Origin of the sequence: Pseudomonas sp. 24 E 13, from assembly GCF_900004715.1 — a bacterium.
Classification (GTDB): domain Bacteria; phylum Pseudomonadota; class Gammaproteobacteria; order Pseudomonadales; family Pseudomonadaceae; genus Aquipseudomonas; species Aquipseudomonas orientalis_A.
This window is the reverse complement of record NZ_CVTO01000126.1, coordinates 81,776-101,575: the sequence shown is the minus strand read 5'-3', so window position 1 is coordinate 101,575 and position 19,800 is coordinate 81,776. Positions and strand designations below refer to the sequence as shown.

The 19,800-nt window shown below is 63.1% G+C and carries 16 protein-coding genes; 10 read left to right on the top strand and 6 right to left on the bottom strand.

Features of this window, described 5'->3' with window-relative positions:
* Positions 1-182 precede the first annotated feature (182 nt).
* From BFP90_RS15950 to BFP90_RS15935, 4 genes are read right to left on the bottom strand one after another with little or no spacing between them, the layout of a single operon-like run.
* Positions 183-1,043, bottom strand: coding sequence for an efflux RND transporter periplasmic adaptor subunit (locus tag BFP90_RS15950; RefSeq protein WP_065897335.1), 861 nt, complete (start codon positions 1,041-1,043; stop codon positions 183-185).
* 10 nt (positions 1,044-1,053) lie between these two features.
* The gene (locus BFP90_RS15945; protein WP_057724643.1) at positions 1,054-1,254 is read right to left on the bottom strand and encodes a DUF1656 domain-containing protein; all 201 of its coding nucleotides are present in this window, start codon (positions 1,252-1,254) and stop codon (positions 1,054-1,056) included.
* On the bottom strand, positions 1,244-3,421 hold the full coding sequence (locus BFP90_RS15940; RefSeq protein WP_065897333.1) for an FUSC family protein: 2,178 nt from the start codon (positions 3,419-3,421) through the stop codon (positions 1,244-1,246). The genes BFP90_RS15945 and BFP90_RS15940 overlap by 11 nt, the downstream gene beginning before the upstream one ends.
* A 10-nt stretch (positions 3,422-3,431) precedes the next feature.
* Positions 3,432-4,943 (bottom strand): efflux transporter outer membrane subunit, encoded by a 1,512-nt coding sequence (locus tag BFP90_RS15935; protein WP_065897331.1) that lies wholly within the window; start codon positions 4,941-4,943, stop codon positions 3,432-3,434.
* A gap of 230 nt (positions 4,944-5,173) precedes the next feature.
* Here BFP90_RS15935 and BFP90_RS15930 point away from each other — a divergent pair, with 230 nt between their 5' ends.
* The 6 genes from BFP90_RS15930 (at position 5,174) to BFP90_RS15905 (ending at position 11,977) form a co-directional block, all read left to right on the top strand.
* Positions 5,174-7,369 carry a hypothetical protein gene (locus BFP90_RS15930; RefSeq protein ID WP_065897330.1) on the top strand — a complete coding sequence of 732 codons (2,196 nt, stop codon included), beginning with the start codon at positions 5,174-5,176 and terminating at the stop codon, positions 7,367-7,369.
* 74 nt (positions 7,370-7,443) lie between these two features.
* Positions 7,444-8,412 (top strand): LysR family transcriptional regulator, encoded by a 969-nt coding sequence (locus BFP90_RS15925; protein WP_057724639.1) that lies wholly within the window; start codon positions 7,444-7,446, stop codon positions 8,410-8,412.
* A gap of 175 nt (positions 8,413-8,587) precedes the next feature.
* On the top strand, positions 8,588-9,562 hold the full coding sequence (locus BFP90_RS15920) for a 2-hydroxyacid dehydrogenase (protein WP_065897328.1): 975 nt from the start codon (positions 8,588-8,590) through the stop codon (positions 9,560-9,562).
* Positions 9,563-9,735: 173 nt separating this feature from the next.
* Complete coding sequence (locus BFP90_RS15915; RefSeq protein WP_065885840.1) at positions 9,736-10,638, top strand: chemotaxis protein CheV; 903 nt, start codon at positions 9,736-9,738, stop codon at positions 10,636-10,638.
* Positions 10,639-10,641: 3 nt separating this feature from the next.
* Positions 10,642-11,124 carry a GNAT family N-acetyltransferase gene (locus BFP90_RS15910; RefSeq protein ID WP_065897326.1) on the top strand — a complete coding sequence of 161 codons (483 nt, stop codon included), beginning with the start codon at positions 10,642-10,644 and terminating at the stop codon, positions 11,122-11,124.
* 109 nt (positions 11,125-11,233) lie between these two features.
* Positions 11,234-11,977 carry a YkgJ family cysteine cluster protein gene (locus tag BFP90_RS15905; RefSeq protein ID WP_065897324.1) on the top strand — a complete coding sequence of 248 codons (744 nt, stop codon included), beginning with the start codon at positions 11,234-11,236 and terminating at the stop codon, positions 11,975-11,977.
* Here the strand turns inward: BFP90_RS15905 and BFP90_RS15900 are convergent.
* Together BFP90_RS15900 and BFP90_RS15895 are read right to left on the bottom strand one after the other, a co-directional pair.
* Complete coding sequence (locus BFP90_RS15900; RefSeq protein WP_065897323.1) at positions 11,955-12,764, bottom strand: transporter substrate-binding domain-containing protein; 810 nt, start codon at positions 12,762-12,764, stop codon at positions 11,955-11,957. The genes BFP90_RS15905 and BFP90_RS15900 overlap by 23 nt on opposite strands.
* Before the next feature lie 165 nt (positions 12,765-12,929).
* Positions 12,930-13,145, bottom strand: coding sequence for a hypothetical protein (locus BFP90_RS15895; RefSeq protein WP_065897322.1), 216 nt, complete (start codon positions 13,143-13,145; stop codon positions 12,930-12,932).
* A gap of 211 nt (positions 13,146-13,356) precedes the next feature.
* Here BFP90_RS15895 and BFP90_RS15890 point away from each other — a divergent pair, with 211 nt between their 5' ends.
* The 4 genes from BFP90_RS15890 to BFP90_RS15875 are packed head-to-tail and all read left to right on the top strand — an operon-like array spanning position 13,357 to position 19,678.
* The gene (locus BFP90_RS15890) at positions 13,357-14,523 is read left to right on the top strand and encodes an efflux RND transporter periplasmic adaptor subunit (protein ID WP_065897320.1); all 1,167 of its coding nucleotides are present in this window, start codon (positions 13,357-13,359) and stop codon (positions 14,521-14,523) included.
* Positions 14,520-17,615: a multidrug efflux RND transporter permease subunit gene (locus BFP90_RS15885; protein WP_065897318.1), complete on the top strand. Its 3,096-nt coding sequence runs from the start codon at positions 14,520-14,522 to the stop codon at positions 17,613-17,615. The genes BFP90_RS15890 and BFP90_RS15885 overlap by 4 nt, the downstream gene beginning before the upstream one ends.
* Positions 17,616-17,646: 31 nt before the next feature.
* Positions 17,647-18,324, top strand: coding sequence for a heavy metal response regulator transcription factor (locus tag BFP90_RS15880; RefSeq protein WP_065892611.1), 678 nt, complete (start codon positions 17,647-17,649; stop codon positions 18,322-18,324).
* Entirely contained in the window at positions 18,314-19,678 is a 1,365-nt protein-coding gene (locus BFP90_RS15875; protein WP_065897316.1) for a heavy metal sensor histidine kinase, read from the top strand. The genes BFP90_RS15880 and BFP90_RS15875 overlap by 11 nt, the downstream gene beginning before the upstream one ends.
* Positions 19,679-19,800 lie beyond the last annotated feature (122 nt).

The following is a 19,800-nucleotide window of genomic DNA, read 5'->3' as shown; positions in this document are numbered from 1 at the left end:
TCAAAAGTGAGCCGCCGTCAGGGCGGAACCCTAAGTGGCCGTGACCGCAGAAACGGATATGTACTCGATCCAATCCAACATCCTGGCCAGCCCAGAGGCCGCCATCGGGGGCAAGCCCCCTCCCACAGGGTCCCGCGTGGTACCTAAAAGTCGTGTAGATACTCACGCACCTCCCACATTTTTCAGTTTTGTGTTGAGTTTACGATGACTGTGCAGGTAATCCCCGCCGCCAACAACACGCCTTCGGGCACTTCATCAATATGAATCCGCACCGGCACACGCTGGGCCAAACGCACCCAGTTGAACGTCGGGTTCACATCGGCAATCAGTTCTCGGCTCTCGGGGTTGTCGCGGTCGTAGATGCCGCGCGAGATGCTTTCCACATGGCCCTTGAGCGTCTCGCCGCTCATCAATTGCATATCGGCTTTATCTCCGACTTTCACATGGGGCAGCTTGGTTTCCTCAAAGAAGCCATAGACCCAGAACGAGTTCATATCCACCACGGCCATTTTCGCTTCGCCGATGCGCGCATAGTCGCCGCGATGCACATTGAGGTTGGTGACATAACCGTCGACAGCCGCCACGACGTGGGTGCGTTTCAAGTTCAGTTCAGCGGCTTCCAGTTGCGCCAGCGCATGCTGGTAATCGGCCAGGGCCGCATCGGCGATGTTGCTGGCGTCGTCGCGATTTTCCCGGGAGATCACCAGGGCGTCGAGGTCGGCGCGGCGGTGGGCATTGAGCTTGCGCATCTCCCAGGTGGCTTTGCGTGAAGCCACCAACGATTGCGCCTGCTTGACCGCGATGCGGTAGTGCTCGGGGTCGATCTGCATCAGCAGGTCGCCTTTCTTCACCCACTGGTTATCGCGTACCGGCACGTCCACCACCTCGCCCGTCACATCGGCCGCGACGTTGATGATGTCTGCGCGCACGCGGCCGTCGCGGGTCCACGGGGTTTGCATGTAGTGCACCCACAACGTGCGGCCAATCCAGATCGCCAACGCCAGCACCAGCAGGGTTGCGAGCAGGCTGAAAAATTTTTTCATCGGGGCATTCTCAACGGTAGACGCTCAGCGCCAGGGCGCCGAACAGGCAAACGAACAGGCTCAGGCGCAGCAACGCCGGGTGCCAGAAAAACCGGTACAGGTCGAACCCGGCCAGGAAGCGGTCCAGGGCCCAGGCCAGGACGGCCGCGACCAGGAACATCAGGGTCATGGTCGGCATGTAAAGGCCGTGGAAGGCAATTTCACGGGGCATTTGCAGATCCTTTCAGCGCCGCCAACGGCGATTGCGGGTCCATCAATGAGGTGCGGATAAAGTGCAGGTAGCTTTTCACCCGGCGCAGGGCCGAGGTGTCGAAGTGCGGGGCGAACGGTTCGTCGGTGGCCTGCACGCGGCTGAGCGCATGGTCGACGGCGATCAAGCCGCGCTCCAGGTTGCTGGCGCTGGGTTGCAGGAACAGCCGCACCAGCGAGCGCCCCATGACGCGGATGGCCTGGCGCCACGGCTGGGATTGCGCGTACGCCGGATGCACCGGCAGGATCGCCTGTTCCTTGCGCAACTCGATGATCGCGTGACCGACCTCCAGCACCACGAACATCCAGCGCAGCAGGTCGCGCTGCACCTGCGGCTGGCCGGCGGCGAGGCCATAGGCCTGGTGCAGCAGGTCACGGGTGCGGCTTTCAAAGCTCGACGCCAGGCCCTTGAGCTTGCCGCTGATCGCGTACACCACTTGCTCGCGCAGGTCCTGCTCCAGGCGCTGCCACAGCCAGCGGCTGTTGGGCGGCAGGATGATCGCTCCGGCTGCCGCGCACACCAGCATGCCGATGACCATGGCGATGTAGTCGTTGATAAAGAGGTAGGGGTTATAGACCGTCAGGTTATCCGGCACCGAGCCGGTGCTGAAGAAGATCAGCAAGCCCACGCCGACCCCGGCGTACTGCGGGCGGGAGGCAAGGAAGGCGCCGAAGATGATCACCGGCGCGAGCATCACGCACAGCAGCGGGAAGCCATCGATCAAGGGAAACACGAAGAACATTTCGACGAAGCCCACCAGCGCACCGATCAAGGTGCCGCAGGCCATCTGGAAGGCCATGCGCTTGGGGTTGGGCGTCGCAGCGGACAGGCCGACCGTGGCGGCTGCGATCAGGGTCATGGTTGCCCCACTGGGCCAGGCAGTGGCCACCCAGTAGCTGCCGAGCACGATCAGGATGAACGAGGCGCGTATGCCGGCGGCAGCGCAGGCCAGCCAGTTGGTTTTCGGCGTATAGACCTCGTTCCAGTCTTCCCGTGCGTGACGGTGATCGGCCAGGGACGCGTGGGTTTGAGCATAGTTGTGCAGGTCGTCGACAAAGCGGTACAGCAGCTCGTAGGCGGTATGAAAATCCAGTTGCTCGGCTTCGCTGGGGTTGCCTTCCTGGAAGGTCGCGCGCAGGTTGCGCACCTTGGCGGGCAGGCTGTCCCGGTAGGCGCTGAGCACGTTGACCAGGCGCGCAGCGTCGGGGCTGGTCAGGGCGCGCGCGGAAAAACCGTCGAGCACTTCGGCCAGGTCCTGCAGGCCGGGCTTGATCGCCGCCGCCACATGATCGGCGGCGTCGGCGCGCAGTCGCGCCAGCAACTGATGCAAGGCGTTGAAGCGTGTGGTGATGCCCATGAACTCGCTGTTGAGGCGACTGAGCCGACCGTTGCGCCGGCGCATATGCGGGTCTTCGAACACGGTGACGCTGCGCAGGCCCTCCAGACCAACCGCTTCGGCGATAAAGCGCACGTTGGCGCTTTCAAAGGCTTCACGCTGGCTGCGTCCGCGCAGGCCGTCGGTGACAAACAGCGCGAACACCCCGAAACGTTGATAGAGCGCATTGCGCATCGCGGCGCTGGAGGTCTGCGGCAGGATCGCGGCGCTGACCAGCGTCGAGCAGAGAATCCCCAGGGAGATTTCCAACACCCGCCACACCGCCGCCATAAAGGCGCCGTCCGGGTGGGCCAGGGCCGGCAAACCGACCATCGCCGCCGTGTAGCCGGCGAGCACAAACCCGTAGGCGCGAAAATTGCGATTACGCGTGGCGCCGGCGGTGCAGATGCCCACCCAGATGGCCAGGGCGCCGAGGAACAGTTCGGTGTTCTGCGCAAACAATGCGATCAGCAGCACCATCACCGCAGACCCCGCCAGCGTGCCGAGGAAGCGGTAAAAGCTCTTGGCAAACACCTGGCCGCTCTGCGGTTGCATCACGATAAACACCGTGATCATTGCGGTGCGCGGCTGCGGCAGTTCCAGGCGCATCGCCAGCCACAGGGTGAGGAATGCGGCGAGCAGCACCTTGAAGATATACACCCAGGTCACGCCATCGCTGCGTGCCCAGTCGAAAAAACCACGGCGCCACTCAAGGGAGTGCAGCCAGCGCAGTGGTGCAGGCAAGGGAGTCATCGCCATCTACTCAGTGATCGAACACGGCCAGCGCCGCCGGAGTCTTGCTGGGGAGGGTTTTGTCGTTACGCGGTACATCGTCGCCGGCACCCAGGCCACCGCCCAGGGCGGTCACCAGTTCGGCGTGGGCGCTCAGGCGCGCGGCCTGTACCTGTTGCTCCAGCTGCTGCTGGCGAAACAGCAGGGTCTGGGCGTTCAGCACAGTGAGGTAGTCAGTCAGGCCACGTTGATAGGCGATGGTGGCGATGTCGTAGGTTTTCTGCGCCGACGCCACCGATTGCGCGGCAAACGACGCCTGCTTGTCCATGGACTCGCGGCGGATCAACTGGTCACTGATGCCCTTGAGCGCATTGACCAGGGTCTGGTTGTAGTGCGCCACGGCGCTGTCATAACCGGCGCTGGCTTCACCCAGCTCGGCACGCAGACGCCCACCGTCGAAGATCGGCAGGGTGATTGCCGGGCCGACGTTGTAGTTGAATTTCTTGCCCGCGACAAACGCCAGCACGCCGCCACCGGTGGCCATGTAACCGAGGCTGCCGACCAGGTCGAAGTTGGGATAAAAGCCCGCGTGGGCGACATCGATACCCCGCGCCTGGGCCGCCACCTGCCAGCGACTGGCCACGACATCGGGACGCTGGCCGAGCAACTGCGCGGGCAAGGTCGAAGGCAGCCTCAACGCAGCGGCAAGCGACAGGCTCGGGCGTCGCAACTGCGCGCCCTCCCCCGGCCCTTTGCCGGCCAACGCCGCCAGCTGGTTGCGGCTCAGGGCGATTTGCTCATCCAGCGCGTCCAACTGCCGGTGGGTTTCCGGCAGCGGGGTCTGGGCCTGGCTGACGTCCAGGTGCGTGCCGATCCCGGCGCTCAGGCGCTTGTTGGCCAGGTCCAGGATCTGCTCCTGCTGGGCCAGGGTGGCCGCGACGATATCGCGTTCGGCGTAGTGCAAGGACAACTGGATATAGGCGCGCACCACGTTGTTCTGCAGCTCGAGCTGGGCCTGGCGCGCCTGGGCGACGCGCATGTGGGCGAGGTCGACGGCACGCTCGCTGGCATCGCGCTCGCGCCCCCACAGGTCAAGGGCGTAGCTCAACCCCAGGGACGCGTTGTTGTCCCATGTGTTCGCACCGCTCAACTCACCGGGGCCATAGAACTGATCCTTCGGCCAGTTGTGGCGCTTGAGGGTGGTGTCGCTGTTGATCTGCAGGGACTCTGCCGATTCGGCCACTCCGGCCAGCGCCCGCGCTTCACGCACCCGTGCGGCGGCCATGGCCATACTGGGGCTGTCTTGCGTGGCGAGTTCAACCCAATGGTTGAGCTGTGCATCGCCGTAGGCTCGCCACCATTGCGCGGTGGGCCAATGGGCGTCGCTGGCGGCGCTCTGGATCGCTTCGTCGGTGGCCAGATGATTGGCGTCCAAGGCCTGGCCCTGGGGGCCGATGCCAGAGGTTCCGATGCAGCCGCTTATTGCTAACGATAAGGCCCAAACACTGAGAGTCTTCAGCTCTCTGCTGATGCGACGCGGCACGGCTTGCGAATTCCTGAGGTGGTTGACGCGGGGAAAGTGGCGCAATTCTAGGGGGCACGACCGGGAACGATAAGCGGGCATTCCTGTGAATCTTTATTACCGTTCCGACGATAATCCAGGCGGGGCCTGCACGGTTCAGACGGTTTTCCAGAGACCCAAGAACTCCTCCTACATCGCCCGGCATTACCAGCCTTCACAATCCTGAGCCCGTCCGGCCTCAGGAACATCCGATGCTTCGCGTCCCCAGCCCAGTGTCGACTCAGCCGCCCCTGTATGACACCGCCGCAGTGCTGCAAAGGCAGCTGCATATGCAGCCGGGGCCTGCAAGCCCCGGCACGCTGCCGCTGCAAAGAGATGTGCGCTGGATCGCCGACCACATCGTGCAACAGCTGGAACCGCTTGGCGGCGATCAACGCCACCGGCTCGCCATCGAGGCGCTTCACCAGCGACTGTGCAACAGCCAACAGCGGCTGGAACTGTCGGTCGATGAGCTACCGGGTTTCTACGCCTTCTTCAAAAAGGCCGAACACCTGCTCAAGCAACATCGCACCCGCCGAGACCCGGATATCGAGGCGGACTACACACTGTGCCGCGCCCTGAAGTGGCAGTTTCGCGCAGCGATCAGCGACGGCCGGCATCAACGCCTGACGCAACGGTTACTGACGTCGCTGGCCTACGTGCGCAAGGGTGGAGAACGCAGCAACCATCGTCATATCGGCATCGACTACCCATTGGAGTCAACGCGCCAGCTCAGTGCAGGCCCGCGCCTGGCCATCGACTCGCACCTGCACACCGGCCCGGACCAGCGGGTGCACAGCACCCGTGTGATCGCCCTGCAAGGCAAGCTCAAGTCCACGCTGACGGAACTGAGTGAGGGCCGGTCTGAGCAGCACCTCAGCCTGGGACATGTGATGTCCCGCACGTATGCCAGCCTGGAGCATTACGCCGACAGCCGCAGCGGCTCGCTACGCACGTCGCTGAGCGAAAGCATCGGGCGTACGCTCGGGCAATTGCGCGAGCTGGTGAGCGACCATCGCCACCTGCATCGACACCGGGCCTATTCGGCGCTGAGCCAGCCCTACGTTCGCCAGGCACTGGCGCGTGCAGGCCTGGCCGCAGTGGAATTACCCGTCCTGCACCCGCCCTCGGCGCCGATCATCCGCGAAAAAGGCATCGCACTGACTGTACACAGCAAGGTGGCGATGGATTTTTTCAGCGTATTGAACGTGAATTCCACCCTGACGCTGACCCTGCAACGCACCCGCCTGAGCAAAGTGCTGGATATCCTCGGCCTGCACGACATGGCGCCGGCCCTGGCGCTGCAACACATGGCCGGCTCCAAACGCCAGGATGACGACGCAGTGACGCTGCTCACTGCGATGAACACCCACGTGGCCGACAGCAGCCGGCGGTTCACCCTGCGGGCCAGTGCGCGCCTGCCGGCATCCGCATTGAACCGCGGCCTGAGCGCAGACCACCGACACGCCTGCGCGCTGCTGGAACGCTATGTGCGGCTCAAGGCCCACTCGCGTATCGATCCCGAGCAGGACAACGCCATTCGGGCCCTGATCGATCAACATCGCGTATTGCTTCGACCCGATTCGTTAAAGGTGTACACGCTCACAGCCCCCTCCCGGACGCTGAGCGGCTCGTCCGGCATCACGGCATCGTCACAGGCAGGCAGCGGCAAAGGGGTGACGATTGAAATCAGCCACCGCAAACGGGATGACCCGCATCTGAGCGGCGATTACCTGACGATCGACATTGCCCCGCTCAAACCAGCCGATGCGCTGAAAAAAAGCCTGCGCCAGGCGTTGTCGGCGATTGGCGAGCAGACCTTCGAGTGGGACCACCTGATCCACTCGATCAGCGAATCGCTGCTCAACCCCGCCAAGCCGTCGCACACTCAGGTGCTGGTTAAAATCAAGCACGGGGAGCCGGTGGTGCTGCTCACCCGTCATACGCTGAGCAAGGCGCGTGACCTGACGCTGCCGCATCCGGCCGAGCAGCACAGCGGCCTTGACCTGCAGTCCCTGCGCACCCGGAAGACCTTGCGCCAGGAGCACGTGGGCGACCAATCCCTGGACCATCTGCTGCCGGTAGCCCGACACTGCCTGCAATCCTCCAAACAATCACATGCCTGGGACGCTTACCTGCAGCAGCACGCCGATGACGTTCAGGCACTGCTCGACAGGATCGGCGAGCAACACCCTGGCACGGTGCTGAGCAGCGAACTCGACGCGCTCAAGCGCATCACTCCGGCGCTCGCCTCGGCGGTTGACACACTCACCCGGCAGGCGCGCACCGCGGCTGCGGCCCCCACTGCCGAAAACCGCAGCCAGGCGCTGGCGGCGTTCAATGCCGTGCTAGCGGGCTACCTGCCGCACTATGAGGCGAAAGTCAGTGAGGCCTGGACGCTGTCCTGAAGCGCCAGGCCGAGCGGATACACACCTGTGCGCTACTTCATGTCACAATTTGCCATCTCCCTTGAGAACACCCCATGGACACCCTGCAAAACATGCGCGCGTTCAGTTGTGTTGCAGAGGCCGGCAGCTTCACCGCCGCCGCCGCGCAACTGGACACCACCACCGCCAACGTCTCGCGCGCGGTCTCAAACCTTGAGGCCCACCTGCAAACCCGCTTGCTCAACCGCACCACCCGCCGCATTGCGTTGACCGAGGCGGGCAAACGCTATCTGCTGCGCTGTGAGCAGATCCTCGCCTACGTCGAGGAAGCCGAAGCAGAAGCCAGCGACGCCCATGCGCGCCCCGCCGGGCAATTGAAAGTGCACACCATGACCGGTATCGGCCAGCATTTCGTGATCGACGCCATCGCCCGCTACCGCCGCACCCACCCCGATGTGACCTTCGACCTGACCCTGGCCAACCGCGTGCCGGACCTGCTCGATGAAGGCTATGACGTGTCCATCGTACTGGCCAGCGAACTGCCGGATTCGGGTTTCGTCTCGCAACGCCTGGGCATCACCTACAGCATTGCCTGCGCCTCGCCGGAGTACGTCAAAGCCAAGGGTTGCGCACAACGGCCCCAGGATTTGCTCAACCATGCCTGCCTGCGCCTGGTCAGTCCGGTGATCCAACTGGACAAATGGACCTTCAACGGCCCGGAAGGCCAGGAAAGCGTCGCGATCAACACCTCGCCGTTCCTGGTGAATTCGGCCGATGCGATGAAAACCGCCATCACCAGCGGCATGGGCGTCGGCCTGCTGCCGGTGTACGCCGCCATCGAAGGGCTGCGCAACGGCACGCTGGTACGCGTGATGCCGACCTACCGTTCCCAGGAGTTGAACCTGTACGCCATCTACCCGTCGCGCCAATACCTGGATGCGAAGATCAAGACCTGGGTGGAATACCTGCGCGGTTCGCTGCCGGAAATCCTCGCGGCGCACCAGGCGGAGCTGGTGGCGTATGAGTTGAGCGGTGGTTTGGGTGGCGTGCGGATGGCGAACTGACAACCTATGTAGGAGCGAGCTTGCTCGCGAAAAACCTGAGGGCACCGCATTCAATCTGGATGAACGCGTTATCGTTGACGTTTTTCGCGAGCAAGCTCGCTCCTACAGGTTTTGTGATGAGGGGATAAATGTTAGCGTGCCAGGCATTCTTTCGTCGTCGATGAGCCCGCCAGCCATGAAAAAGACTGTCCTCGCCTTCAGCCGTGTCACGCCGCAGATGATCGAGCGCCTGCAACAGGATTTCGAGGTGATCGCGCCCAATCCCAAGCTGGGCGACATCAACGCGCAATTCAACGAAGCCCTGCCCCATGCCCATGGCTTGATCGGTGTGGGCCGCAAGCTGGGCCGCGAACAGCTTGAAGGCGCGCGCCACCTGGAGGTGGTGTCCAGCGTGTCGGTGGGCTACGACAACTACGATGTCGGGTACTTCAATGAGCGCGGGATCATGCTCACCAATACTCCTGACGTGCTCACCGAAAGCACCGCCGACCTGGCCTTCGCGCTGTTGATGAGCAGTGCACGCCGGGTGGCCGAACTGGATGCCTGGACCAAGGCCGGCCAGTGGAAAGCCAGCGTTGGCGCACCGTTGTTCGGCTGCGATGTGCACGGCAAGACCCTGGGCATCGTCGGCATGGGCAATATCGGCGCGGCCGTGGCCCGGCGGGGGCGCCTGGGCTTCAATATGCCGATCCTGTACAGCGGCAACAGCCGCAAGAGCGCGCTGGAACAGGAGCTGGGCGCACAGTTTCGCAGCCTCGATCAATTGCTGGCCGAGGCGGATTTCGTCTGCCTGGTGGTGCCCTTGAGCGACAAGACCCGTCACCTGATCAGTCGCCGGGAACTGGCGCTGATGAAGCCCGGTGCCATCCTGATCAACATCTCCCGTGGCCCGGTGGTGGATGAGCCGGCGCTGATCGAAGCCCTGCAAACCCAGCGCATTCGTGGCGCCGGGCTGGATGTGTATGAAAAGGAACCGCTGACCGAGTCGCCACTGTTCCAACTGAGCAATGCGGTGACCCTGCCGCACATTGGTTCGGCCACCGGCGAAACCCGCGAAGCCATGGCCAACCGCGCGCTGGACAACCTGCGCAGCGCCTTGCTCGGACAGCGCCCCCAGGACCTGGTGAACCCGCAGGTGTGGAAGGGCTGACACCCCCCACTGTAGGAGCGAGCTTGCTCGCGAAAAACCTGAGAACGCCGCGTTAAACCAGATTCGCGGCGTTATCGTTGACGCTCTTCGCGAGCAAGCTCGCTCCTACAGTTTTCGGGGTCAGGGCCGATAACGGTGTATAGATCGTCATCCCTGATCCCCAGAAGGTTTTTATGTCCACCACCAAAGCCCGCGCAGACTCACTCTCGCTTCTGCTCTTTACCTTGCGCAGCGGCAAGCTGATGGCGATCAACCTGCTGAAAGTCAGCGAAATCATCCCCTGCCCGCCGCTGACCAAACTGCCGGAGTCGCACCCCCACGTCAAAGGCATTGCCACATTGCGCGGTAACTCGTTGGCCGTGATCGACCTGAGCCGCGCCCTGGGCGAGATGCCGTTGCTGGACCCGAACGGCGGCTGCCTGATCGTCACCGATGTCAGCCGCTCCAAGCAGGGCTTGCATGTGCAGGCGGTGAGCAAGATCGTGCATTGCCTGACCACCGACATTCGTCCGCCGCCCTATGGCTCCGGCGGCAATCGCGCATTCATTACCGGGGTCACCCAGGTGGAAGGTGGCCTGGTGCAAGTGCTGGATATCGAAAAAGTCATCCATGGCATCGCCCCGGCGCCGATCGAAGTCGCGCCGACCGACCTGACCATGGAAGAAGCCGAAGTCCTCGGCAACGCGCGCATTCTGGTGGTCGACGACAGCCAAGTGGCGCTGCAGCAATCGGTGCACACCTTGCGCAACCTCGGCCTGACCTGTCACACCGCACGCAGCGCCAAGGAAGCCATCGATGTGCTGCTGGAGCTGCAAGGCACCGGCGAGCAGATCAATGTGGTGGTGTCGGACATCGAAATGTCCGAGATGGACGGTTATGCCCTCACCCGCACTTTGCGCGAAACCCCGGACTTCCAGCATCTCTACATATTGCTGCACACCTCCCTGGACAGCGCGATGAACAGTGAGAAAGCGCGCCTGGCCGGTGCCGATGCGGTGCTGACCAAGTTTTCCTCCCCTGAGCTGACCAAGTGCCTGGTCGTCGCTGCGCAAACCGTGGCGCAAAAGGGTTTGTAAGCCTTGGCGGAGTATTTCCAGCTGCTGCGTCGCGATCTTACCGGTAGCCTGCCCGCCCCGCAGTGGCCGACCGGTACGCAACTGGATCACTACCGCGATGAATTGGCCCCGGCCATTCACGCGGTATTGCGCATGACCCAGGATCAGGGCGGTGGCCGTGTGGTGAGCCTTGAGCCGTGGCGCCGGCAATTCGTCACCGATGCCGAGTTCGACCCCAGGCTGTGCCTGGTGGCCAGCAATGCCGATGGCATGCTCGGCGTGGCCGTCTGCTGGACCAGCGCCTTTATCAAGAACCTCTCGGTCCATCCCTGCGCGCAAGGCCAGGGGCTGGGCCGGGCGTTGCTGCTGCATGCCTTCCACGTGTTCAAGCAGCGTGGCGAACCTTACGTGGATCTCAAGGTGCTGGAGCGTAATCTGCGCGCGCGGCAATTGTATGAAAGCGCAGGCATGGGCTTGGTCCTGCGCGACGTGGTTGCCGAGGACTGACGTTCACTGGCGCATAACTTGCTTCCAGATAGGCCAAGCGGTGAACAGAGGTCAAAACCCGTCACCGCTCACGCTTGCCTTCTGACCTTGCCTGGTGACAGATCACGCCATGAACACTCACTTTTCCTGCGTAGGTTGCGGCAAATGCTGCTCCGATCACCACGTCCCCCTGACCCTCGAAGAGGCCCGTCACTGGGCGGCGGACGGCGGTAACGTGATCGTGCTGGTCGAGGGTTTTCTGGCCAGCGGCCTGGGCTTGCCCCAGCAGCAACGTGAACATGCCGAGCGCCGTTCAGTGGTGGTCCCCAGCGGCAATACCGAGGCCTTCGTGGCAATCACCTTCGCCGCGTACAACGCCGGACGCTGCCGGAATCTTGACGAAGACAATCGCTGCGGCATCTACGAACGACGCCCGCTGGTGTGCCGGATCTATCCGATGGAGATCAATCCGCATATCCCGTTGAACCCGAGCGCCAAGGATTGCCCACCGGAGTCGTGGGAACAGGGCCCGGCGTTGATCGTTGGTGGTGAGTTGATGGACGCTGAACTGGCTGAACTGATCCGCCGTTCACGCCAGGCCGACCGTGACGATGTGCAGACCAAGGAGTCCGTGTGCGCCTTGCTGGGCATTCGTACCGCGGCGCTCAAGGGCGACGGGTTCACCGCGTACCTCCCGGATATGCAGGCGTTCGCCCAGGCCATTGACGCGGCGACTGCCCAGCCGGCGCCGGCCAATCAGTGGGTGTTTCATGTGTCCGCCATGGACATTGCCGAACAACTGCTGGACGCCGGCGCGCAGATTGCCACCGAGGTGCCGGCCAATTACGCGTTTATCCCGTTGCGGGCGGCCTGAGCGTCGCTGGATCAATAGGGGTTGTGTCGAGGCGGTAGGGCTGGAGAATGCGCTGGTATTCGCCGTTTTGCTTGAGTTGCTCCAGGGCGCGGTTGAGCTCGGTACGCAGGACGGTATCGGTCTTGCGTAACGCAATCGCGACACTGCTGCCCAACAGCTTGGATAACACCGGGGAGCCCATGAAAGCGAAATCCATACCTTCGGGCTTGTCGAGCAGGGCTTCGCGGATTTCCACCGCGCCTTGCAGGGTGGCATCGATCTCGCCTGCGAGGAGGCTGCCCACCAGTTGGTCATTGAGCCAGAAACTCTTGATATACACGCCCGAAGGCGCCCAGCGTGACAGGGCAAAGGCTTCCCGGTTGCTCCTTAACAGAACCCCGACACGCTTGCCCTTGAGTGACTGCCTGTCCGGGCTCAAGCCTGAATCCTTGCGTGCCACCAAGCGCGTGGTGATCGGGTAAAGGTCATCGCTGAAATTGACCCATTGCTGTCGGCTCGAGGTCGGCGCCATCCCCATGATCGCGTCAAACTGCCGGGCGTCGAGGGCGGGAAAATTTTCCATGACGACCTGGTCGACCCAGGTGCACTGCACATTGAGCTGCACGCACAAGGCGTTACCCAATTCGATATTGAGCCCCACCAATTGCCCTTGCGGGTTGCGGCTTTGAAAAGGCGGGAAATGTGCCGCGACGGCGAAGCGGATTTCGCGTCGCGGCGGCTCGACGGCGACCACCGCCGCCACCGACAGCAGGAGGGCAAGCGCCACACAAAGGTGTATCAGGGCCACGGGAAACGTCCTTTTCCAGAGAGAGCGGCATCGCCATGTCCCGGTACAGCTGATCAGGGCATGGCGATGCTGGGCAAGCTTTCAAGAAACGGTCGCGGACCTACAAGCAGAAATATCGACGCGAGTTGTAGGCAAATGCCTATACCGTACACGCCGGTATTACTCTCAACGTTTACCCATCGAACGGCGTGTACCCGGCGGCGCCATGCCTGGCGTCTTGGTATGGCCGTTTTTGGCGCCACCTTTGTACCAGGGCTGGCCGGCCTGCTTGCCACCGACCAGTTCTCCCGGTTTGAAGGGAAACTTGAACGCCGGGATTTCGGCTTTTTCAACGCCGTCGGCGTCGACCGCTTCAACGGGGGGTTGGATCGGGGAAGTCATAAGGGCTCCGGCGCAGCAATGTGTGTAAAAGCGTGAGTATACGGGGCCGCAGCTTTCAGCGGTAAGCTTCAGGTCGCAAGTAAAAAAGCTCAGCTGTCACGGCTGTCAGTTTGCAGTCACCGTACTGACCGGCTTACCGCGTTATAAGCCATGGACACAAACTTGCAGTTTGCAGCTTGAATCTTGCAACTGCGCCTGCGGCGTTCATCCTATGCACCTAAAACGAAACACGGCCCTGCTGGTGGGCGCCCTTCTGATTCTGGCAATGACGGCCTGGACGCTTACTCGGCCCGCCAAGACCCGGCTGGCGGCCCCCAGCGCGATTCCAGTACGCGTGGTGAGCGTGGCGCAACAGGACGTGCCCCGCTTCGTCAGCGGCATCGGCTCGGTGTTGTCGTTGCACAGCGTGGTGATCCGTCCGCAGATCGACGGCATCCTCACTCGGTTGCTGGTCAAGGAAGGCCAGCGGGTCAAGGCCGGGGACTTGCTGGCAACCATCGATGACCGCTCGATCCGCGCCAGCCTCGACCAGGCCAGGGCGCAACGGGGGGAAAGCCAGGCGCAGCTGCAAGTGGCATTGGTCAACCTCAAGCGCTACAAGGCCCTGAGTATCGACGACGGTGTGTCGAAGCAGACCTACGACCAGCAACAAGCACTGGTCAATCAGCTCAAGGCGAGCGTCCAGGGTAACCAGGCTGCGATTGATGCGGCTCAAGTACAACTTTCCTACACGCAGATTCGCTCCCCCGTCAGTGGCCGCGTGGGCATTCGCACGGTGGATGAAGGAAACTTCCTGCGCATGAGCGATGCCCAGGGGTTGTTCTCGGTCACCCAGATCGACCCGATTGCTGTCGAGTTTTCCCTGCCGCAGCAGATGCTGCCGAGCCTGCAAGGCCTGATCGCCGCGCCCGAGAAAGCCAGCGTGAATGCCTACCTGGGTGCCGACACCGATGGCCAGACCGGCGACTTGCTCGGCGAAGGCCACTTGAGCGTGATCGACAACCAGATCAGTTCCAGCACCGGCACCCTGCGCGCCAAGGCCGAGTTCGCCAACAGCGCGCAGAAGCTGTGGCCGGGTCAACTGGTGACCATCAAGATCCAGACCGCGCTCGACAGGAACGCCCTGGTGGTGCCGCCGACCGTGGTGCAGCGTGGTCTGGATTCGCATTTCGTGTACCGGCTCAAGGGTGACCACGTTGAAGTGGTGCCGGTGCGGGTCAGCTACCAGAACAGCGAGGTGAATATCATCGAGGGCGTGCGGGCCGGGGATGTGCTGGTCAGCGACGGCCAGTCGCGGCTCAAGGCCGGCGCCGAGGTGGAAGTGCTCAAGGAGCCGCCGCAAATCATCCAGACCGCCGATGCCAGGGTGCAGCCATGAGCGGCAGTCGCTCGCCCTCGGCCTGGTGCGTTGATCACCCGGTCGCCACCCTGCTGCTGACATTTGCCCTGGTGCTGCTGGGCATCATTGCCTTCCCGCGATTGGCCGTCGCGCCACTGCCGGAAGCGGAATTTCCGACGATCCAGGTCACGGCCCAGTTACCCGGCGCCAGCCCGGACACCATGGCCTCCTCGGTGGCGACGCCGCTTGAGGTGCAATTCAGCGCCATCCCCGGCATGACCCAGATGACCTCCAGCAGCGCCTTGGGCTCGAGCCTGTTGACCCTGCAATTCACCCTGGACAAAAGCATCGACACCGCCGCCCAGGAAGTGCAGGCCGCGATCAACACCGCCTCCGGCAAGCTGCCCGGCGATATGCCAAGCCTGCCGACCTGGAAGAAGGTCAACCCGGCCGACAGCCCGGTGCTGATCCTCAGCGTCAGCTCCGCCAGCATGCCCGGCACCGAACTGAGCGACTACGTGGAAACCCTACTGGCGCGCCAGATCAGCCAGATCGACGGTGTCGGCCAGATCAACATCACCGGCCAGCAACGCCCGGCGATTCGCGTGCAGGCCTCCCCCGACAAACTCGCGGCGGTCGGCCTGACGCTCGCGGACATCCGCCTGGCCATCCAGCAGTCCAGCCTGAACCTGGCCAAGGGCGCGATCTACGGCGCCGACAGCGTGTCGACCCTGTCGACCAACGATCAACTGTTTCACCCCGACGAATACGGCCAGTTGATTGTGTCCTACAAAAATGGCGCGCCGGTGCAGTTGCGTGATATCGCCAGGGTCGTCAACGGTGCGGAAAACGCCTACGTGCAGGCCTGGTCCGGCGATACCCCGGGGGTCAACCTGGTGATCTCGCGCCAGCCGGGCGCGAATATCGTCGACACGGTCGACCGCATCCAGCAAGCACTGCCGCGCCTGGAAGCGATGCTGCCGGCCTCGGTGCAGGTCAGCGTATTGACCGACCGCACCAAGACCATCCGCGCCTCCCTGCATGAAGTGGAAATGACCCTGCTGATCGCTATCCTGCTGGTGGTGGCGGTGATGGCGCTGTTCCTGCGCCAACTGTCGGCGACGTTGATTGTGTCGGCCGTGCTCGGTGTTTCACTGGTGGCCACTTTCGCGCTGATGTATGTGATGGGCTTCAGCCTGAACAACCTGACCCTGGTCGCCATCGTGATTGCCGTGGGCTTTGTGGTGGACGATGCGATTGTGGTGGTGGAGAACATCCATCGGCATCTGGAGGCCGGGTTGGGCAAGCGCGAGGCCGCGATCAAAGGCTCGGGCGAAATCGGCTTTACCGTGGTCTCCATCAGCTTCTCGCTGGTGGCGGCATTCATTCCGCTGCTGTTCATGGGCGGTGTGGTCGGGCGGCTGTTCAAGGAGTTTGCGCTGACCGCCACCTCGACCATCCTGATTTCGGTGGTGGTCTCGCTGACCCTGGCGCCCACCCTCGCGGCACTGTTCATGGGTGCGCCGACCCATCCCGCCCATGCCAAACCCACGTTCAGCGAGCGCCTGCTGGCCGGTTATGCGCGCAACCTGCGCCGCGCCCTGGCCCATCAACGCAGCATGGCGGCGATCTTCGTGGTGACCCTGGCCCTGGCCGTGGTCGGCTACGTGTTTATCCCCAAGGGATTCTTCCCGGTGCAGGACACCGGTTTTGTGCTCGGCACCAGCGAGGCGGCGGCCGATGTGTCGTACCCGGACATGGTCGCCAAGCACAAGGCACTGGCCGAGATCGTCAAGGCCGACCCGGCGGTGCAGGCGTTCTCCCACTCGGTGGGGGTGACCGGCAGCAACCAGACCATCGCCAACGGCCGCTTCTGGATTGCCTTGAAAGACCGCGCCGACCGCGACGTGTCCGCCAGCCAGTTCATCGACCGCATCCGCCCGCAGCTGGCGAAGGTGCCGGGCATCGTCCTGTACCTGCGCGCCGGCCAGGACATCAACTTGAGCTCCGGCCCCAGCCGCGCCCAGTACCAATACGTACTCAAGAGCAACGACGGTCCGACACTCAACACCTGGACCCAGCGACTCACCGAAAAACTGCGCACCAACCCGGCGTTTCGTGACCTGTCCAACGACCTGCAACTGGGCGGCAGCATCACCCACATCACGATCGACCGCCAGGCCGCCGCGCGTTTCGGCCTGAGCGCCACCGATGTCGACCAGGCGCTGTACGATGCCTTCGGCCAGCGCCAGATCAACGAGTACCAGACCGAAATCAACCAGTACCAGGTGGTGCTGGAGCTGGACCGCCAACAGCGCGGCAAGGCCGAGAGCCTGACCTATTTTTACCTGCGCTCGCCACTGACCAACGAGATGGTGCCCCTGTCGGCGCTGGCCAAGGTCGACCCGCCGACCGTGGGGCCGTTGTCCATCAGCCATGACGGCATGTTCCCCGCCGCCAACCTGTCGTTCAACCTGGCCCCCGGGGTGGCGCTGGGCGACGCCGTGATCATGCTCAACCAGGCCAAGAACGATATCGGCATGCCCGCTGCGATCATCGGTAATTTCCAGGGCGCGGCCCAGGCGTTCCAGAGTTCGCTGGCCAGCCAGCCGTGGCTGATCCTCGCGGCACTGGTGGCGGTCTACATTATCCTGGGCGTGCTGTACGAGAGTTTCGTACACCCGCTGACAATCATTTCCACCCTGCCCTCGGCAGGCCTGGGCGCATTGATCATGCTGTGGCTGTTGGGCCAGGACTTTTCGATCATGGCTCTGATCGGCCTGGTGCTGCTGATCGGTATCGTCAAGAAAAACGGCATCCTGATGATCGACTTCGCCCTGGAGGCCCAGCGCGTGCGGGGCCTGCCACCTGAGGATGCGATCTACGAAGCCTGTGTCACGCGGTTCCGGCCGATCATCATGACCACCCTCGCCGCCTTGCTGGGCGCGGTGCCGTTGATGCTCGGCTCCGGCCCGGGCGCGGAGCTGCGCCAACCGCTGGGCATCGCGGTGGTCGGTGGCTTGCTGGTGAGCCAGGCGCTGACGCTGTTCACCACGCCAGTCATATACTTGTACCTTGAACGTTTTTTCCACAGGCCCAAACCAGCGCTCGCGCTGGCGACCACACACTGAGGCCAAGGCCCCGCCCTGGAACAAAAGGCTGATGCGCGTCCTGATTATTGAAGATGAAGAAAAAACCGCGGACTACCTGCACCGCGGCCTGACGGAGCAAGGCTACACCGTCGACGTGGCGCGCGAAGGCGTCGAGGGTTTGCACCTGGCGCTGGAGAACGATTACGCGGTGATCGTGCTGGACGTGATGCTGCCGGCGCTCGACGGCTTTGGCGTGTTGCGCGCCTTGCGTGCGCGCAAACAGACCCCGGTGATCATGCTCACTGCCCGCGAACGCGTGGAAGATCGCATCCGTGGCCTGCGCGAAGGCGCCGACGACTACCTGGGCAAGCCGTTTTCCTTCCTGGAACTGGTGGCGCGCCTGCAAGCACTGACCCGACGCAGCGGCGGCCATGAGCCGGTGCAGGTAACGGTGGCCGACCTGTGGATCGACCTGATCAGCCGCAAGGCCAGCCGCAACGGCGTGCGCCTGGACCTGACCGCCAAGGAGTTCTCGCTGCTCAGCGTATTGGCGCGACGCCAGGGCGAAATCCTGTCCAAGACCGCGATTGCCGAGATGGTCTGGGACATCAATTTCGACAGCGACGCCAACGTCGTCGAAGTGGCAATCAAACGCCTGCGCGCCAAACTCGACGGGCCCTTCGAGCACAAGCTGCTGCACACCATCCGTGGCATGGGCTACGTGCTGGAGAACCGCAGTGTCGGCTAACTCCATCGCCCTGCGCCTGAGCGGCATGTTCAGCCTGGTGGCGCTGCTGATCTTCGTGCTGATCGGCGGCGCGCTCTACCAGCAAGTGGACCGCGGCCTGGGACTGTTGCCGGGGGCCGAACTGGATGCGCGCTACAGCGTGCTGGAATCCTCGGTGAACCGCTTCGGTACGCCCGAGCATTGGGTCAAGATAAAGGCCAAGCTCAAGCTGCTGGGCGAAGAAGACAAGCGCATTCGCTTCTGGGTGGTCAGCAGCGACCCGGGTTACGAATACGGCGAGCCCGATGCGCAGATTCGTGCGTTTGCCCAGGGCCCGACGGGTAAACGCGATCTGCGCCTGCCCGGCCATGATTATCCGTTCAAGGTGCTGGTCAGCCAGTTTGCCGCCAAGGAGCAACGCCCACCGCTGCGCTTCATGATCGCCATCGACACCGAGAATTTCCGCGCCACCCAGCACCATCTGCTGGTGGCGCTGGTCAGCCTGGCGCTGGTCGGCGTGATCATGGCCTCGCTGCTGGGTTTCTGGGTGTCGCGCATCGGCCTCAAACCCCTGGAAAAACTTTCGGCCGAAGCGCGCAAACTTGCGCCGCCTAAACTCTCCGGGCGCCTGCAACTGTCACCGCTGCCGCCGGAACTGAGCCAGTTCGTCAACTCGTTCAACGCCACCCTCGACCGCGTCGAACTCGCCTACTCACGCCTGGAATCCTTCAACGCCGACGTCGCCCATGAACTGCGCTCGCCGCTGACCAACCTGATCGGCCAGACCCAGGTCGCACTGACCCGCGGGCGCTCGGCCGAGCATTATTTCGAGGTGCTGCAATCGAACCTGGAAGAACTGGAACGGCTGCGCTCAATCATCAACGACATGCTGTTCCTCGCCAGTGCCGACCAGGGCAGCAAGGCCACCAAGCTGATCGAAAGCGCCCTGGCCGATGAAGTCGCCACCACCCTCGACTACCTGGACTTCATTCTTGAAGACGCACAGGTAACCGTGCGTGTGCACGGCGATGCTCGGGTGCAGATCGAAAAGGCCCACCTGCGGCGCGCGCTGATCAACCTGCTGAGCAATGCCGTGCAACACACCGCGCCGGGGCAGGTCATCGACGTGCATATCGAGGTGCAGGGCCAACAGGTAATGATCGGCGTGACCAATCCTGGCGAGGCGATTGCCAGCGAGCATTTGCCACGCCTGTTCGAACGGTTTTACCGAGTGGACGCGTCGCGCAGCAACAGCGGCGCGAATCACGGGCTGGGACTGGCCATCGTCAAGGCGATTGCGTTGATGCATGGCGGGGATGTGTTCGTGCGCAGCGAGGGTGGCGGCAATACCTTCGGCATGACCCTGCCTGTCTAAGTCTGGAGAACACCTCAGTCAAAAATGTGGGAGGGGGCTTGCCCCCGATTGCGGTATGCCTGCTACAGATGAGTCGGCTGATCCACCGCCATCGGGGGCAAGCCCCCTCCCACAGTTAGAAT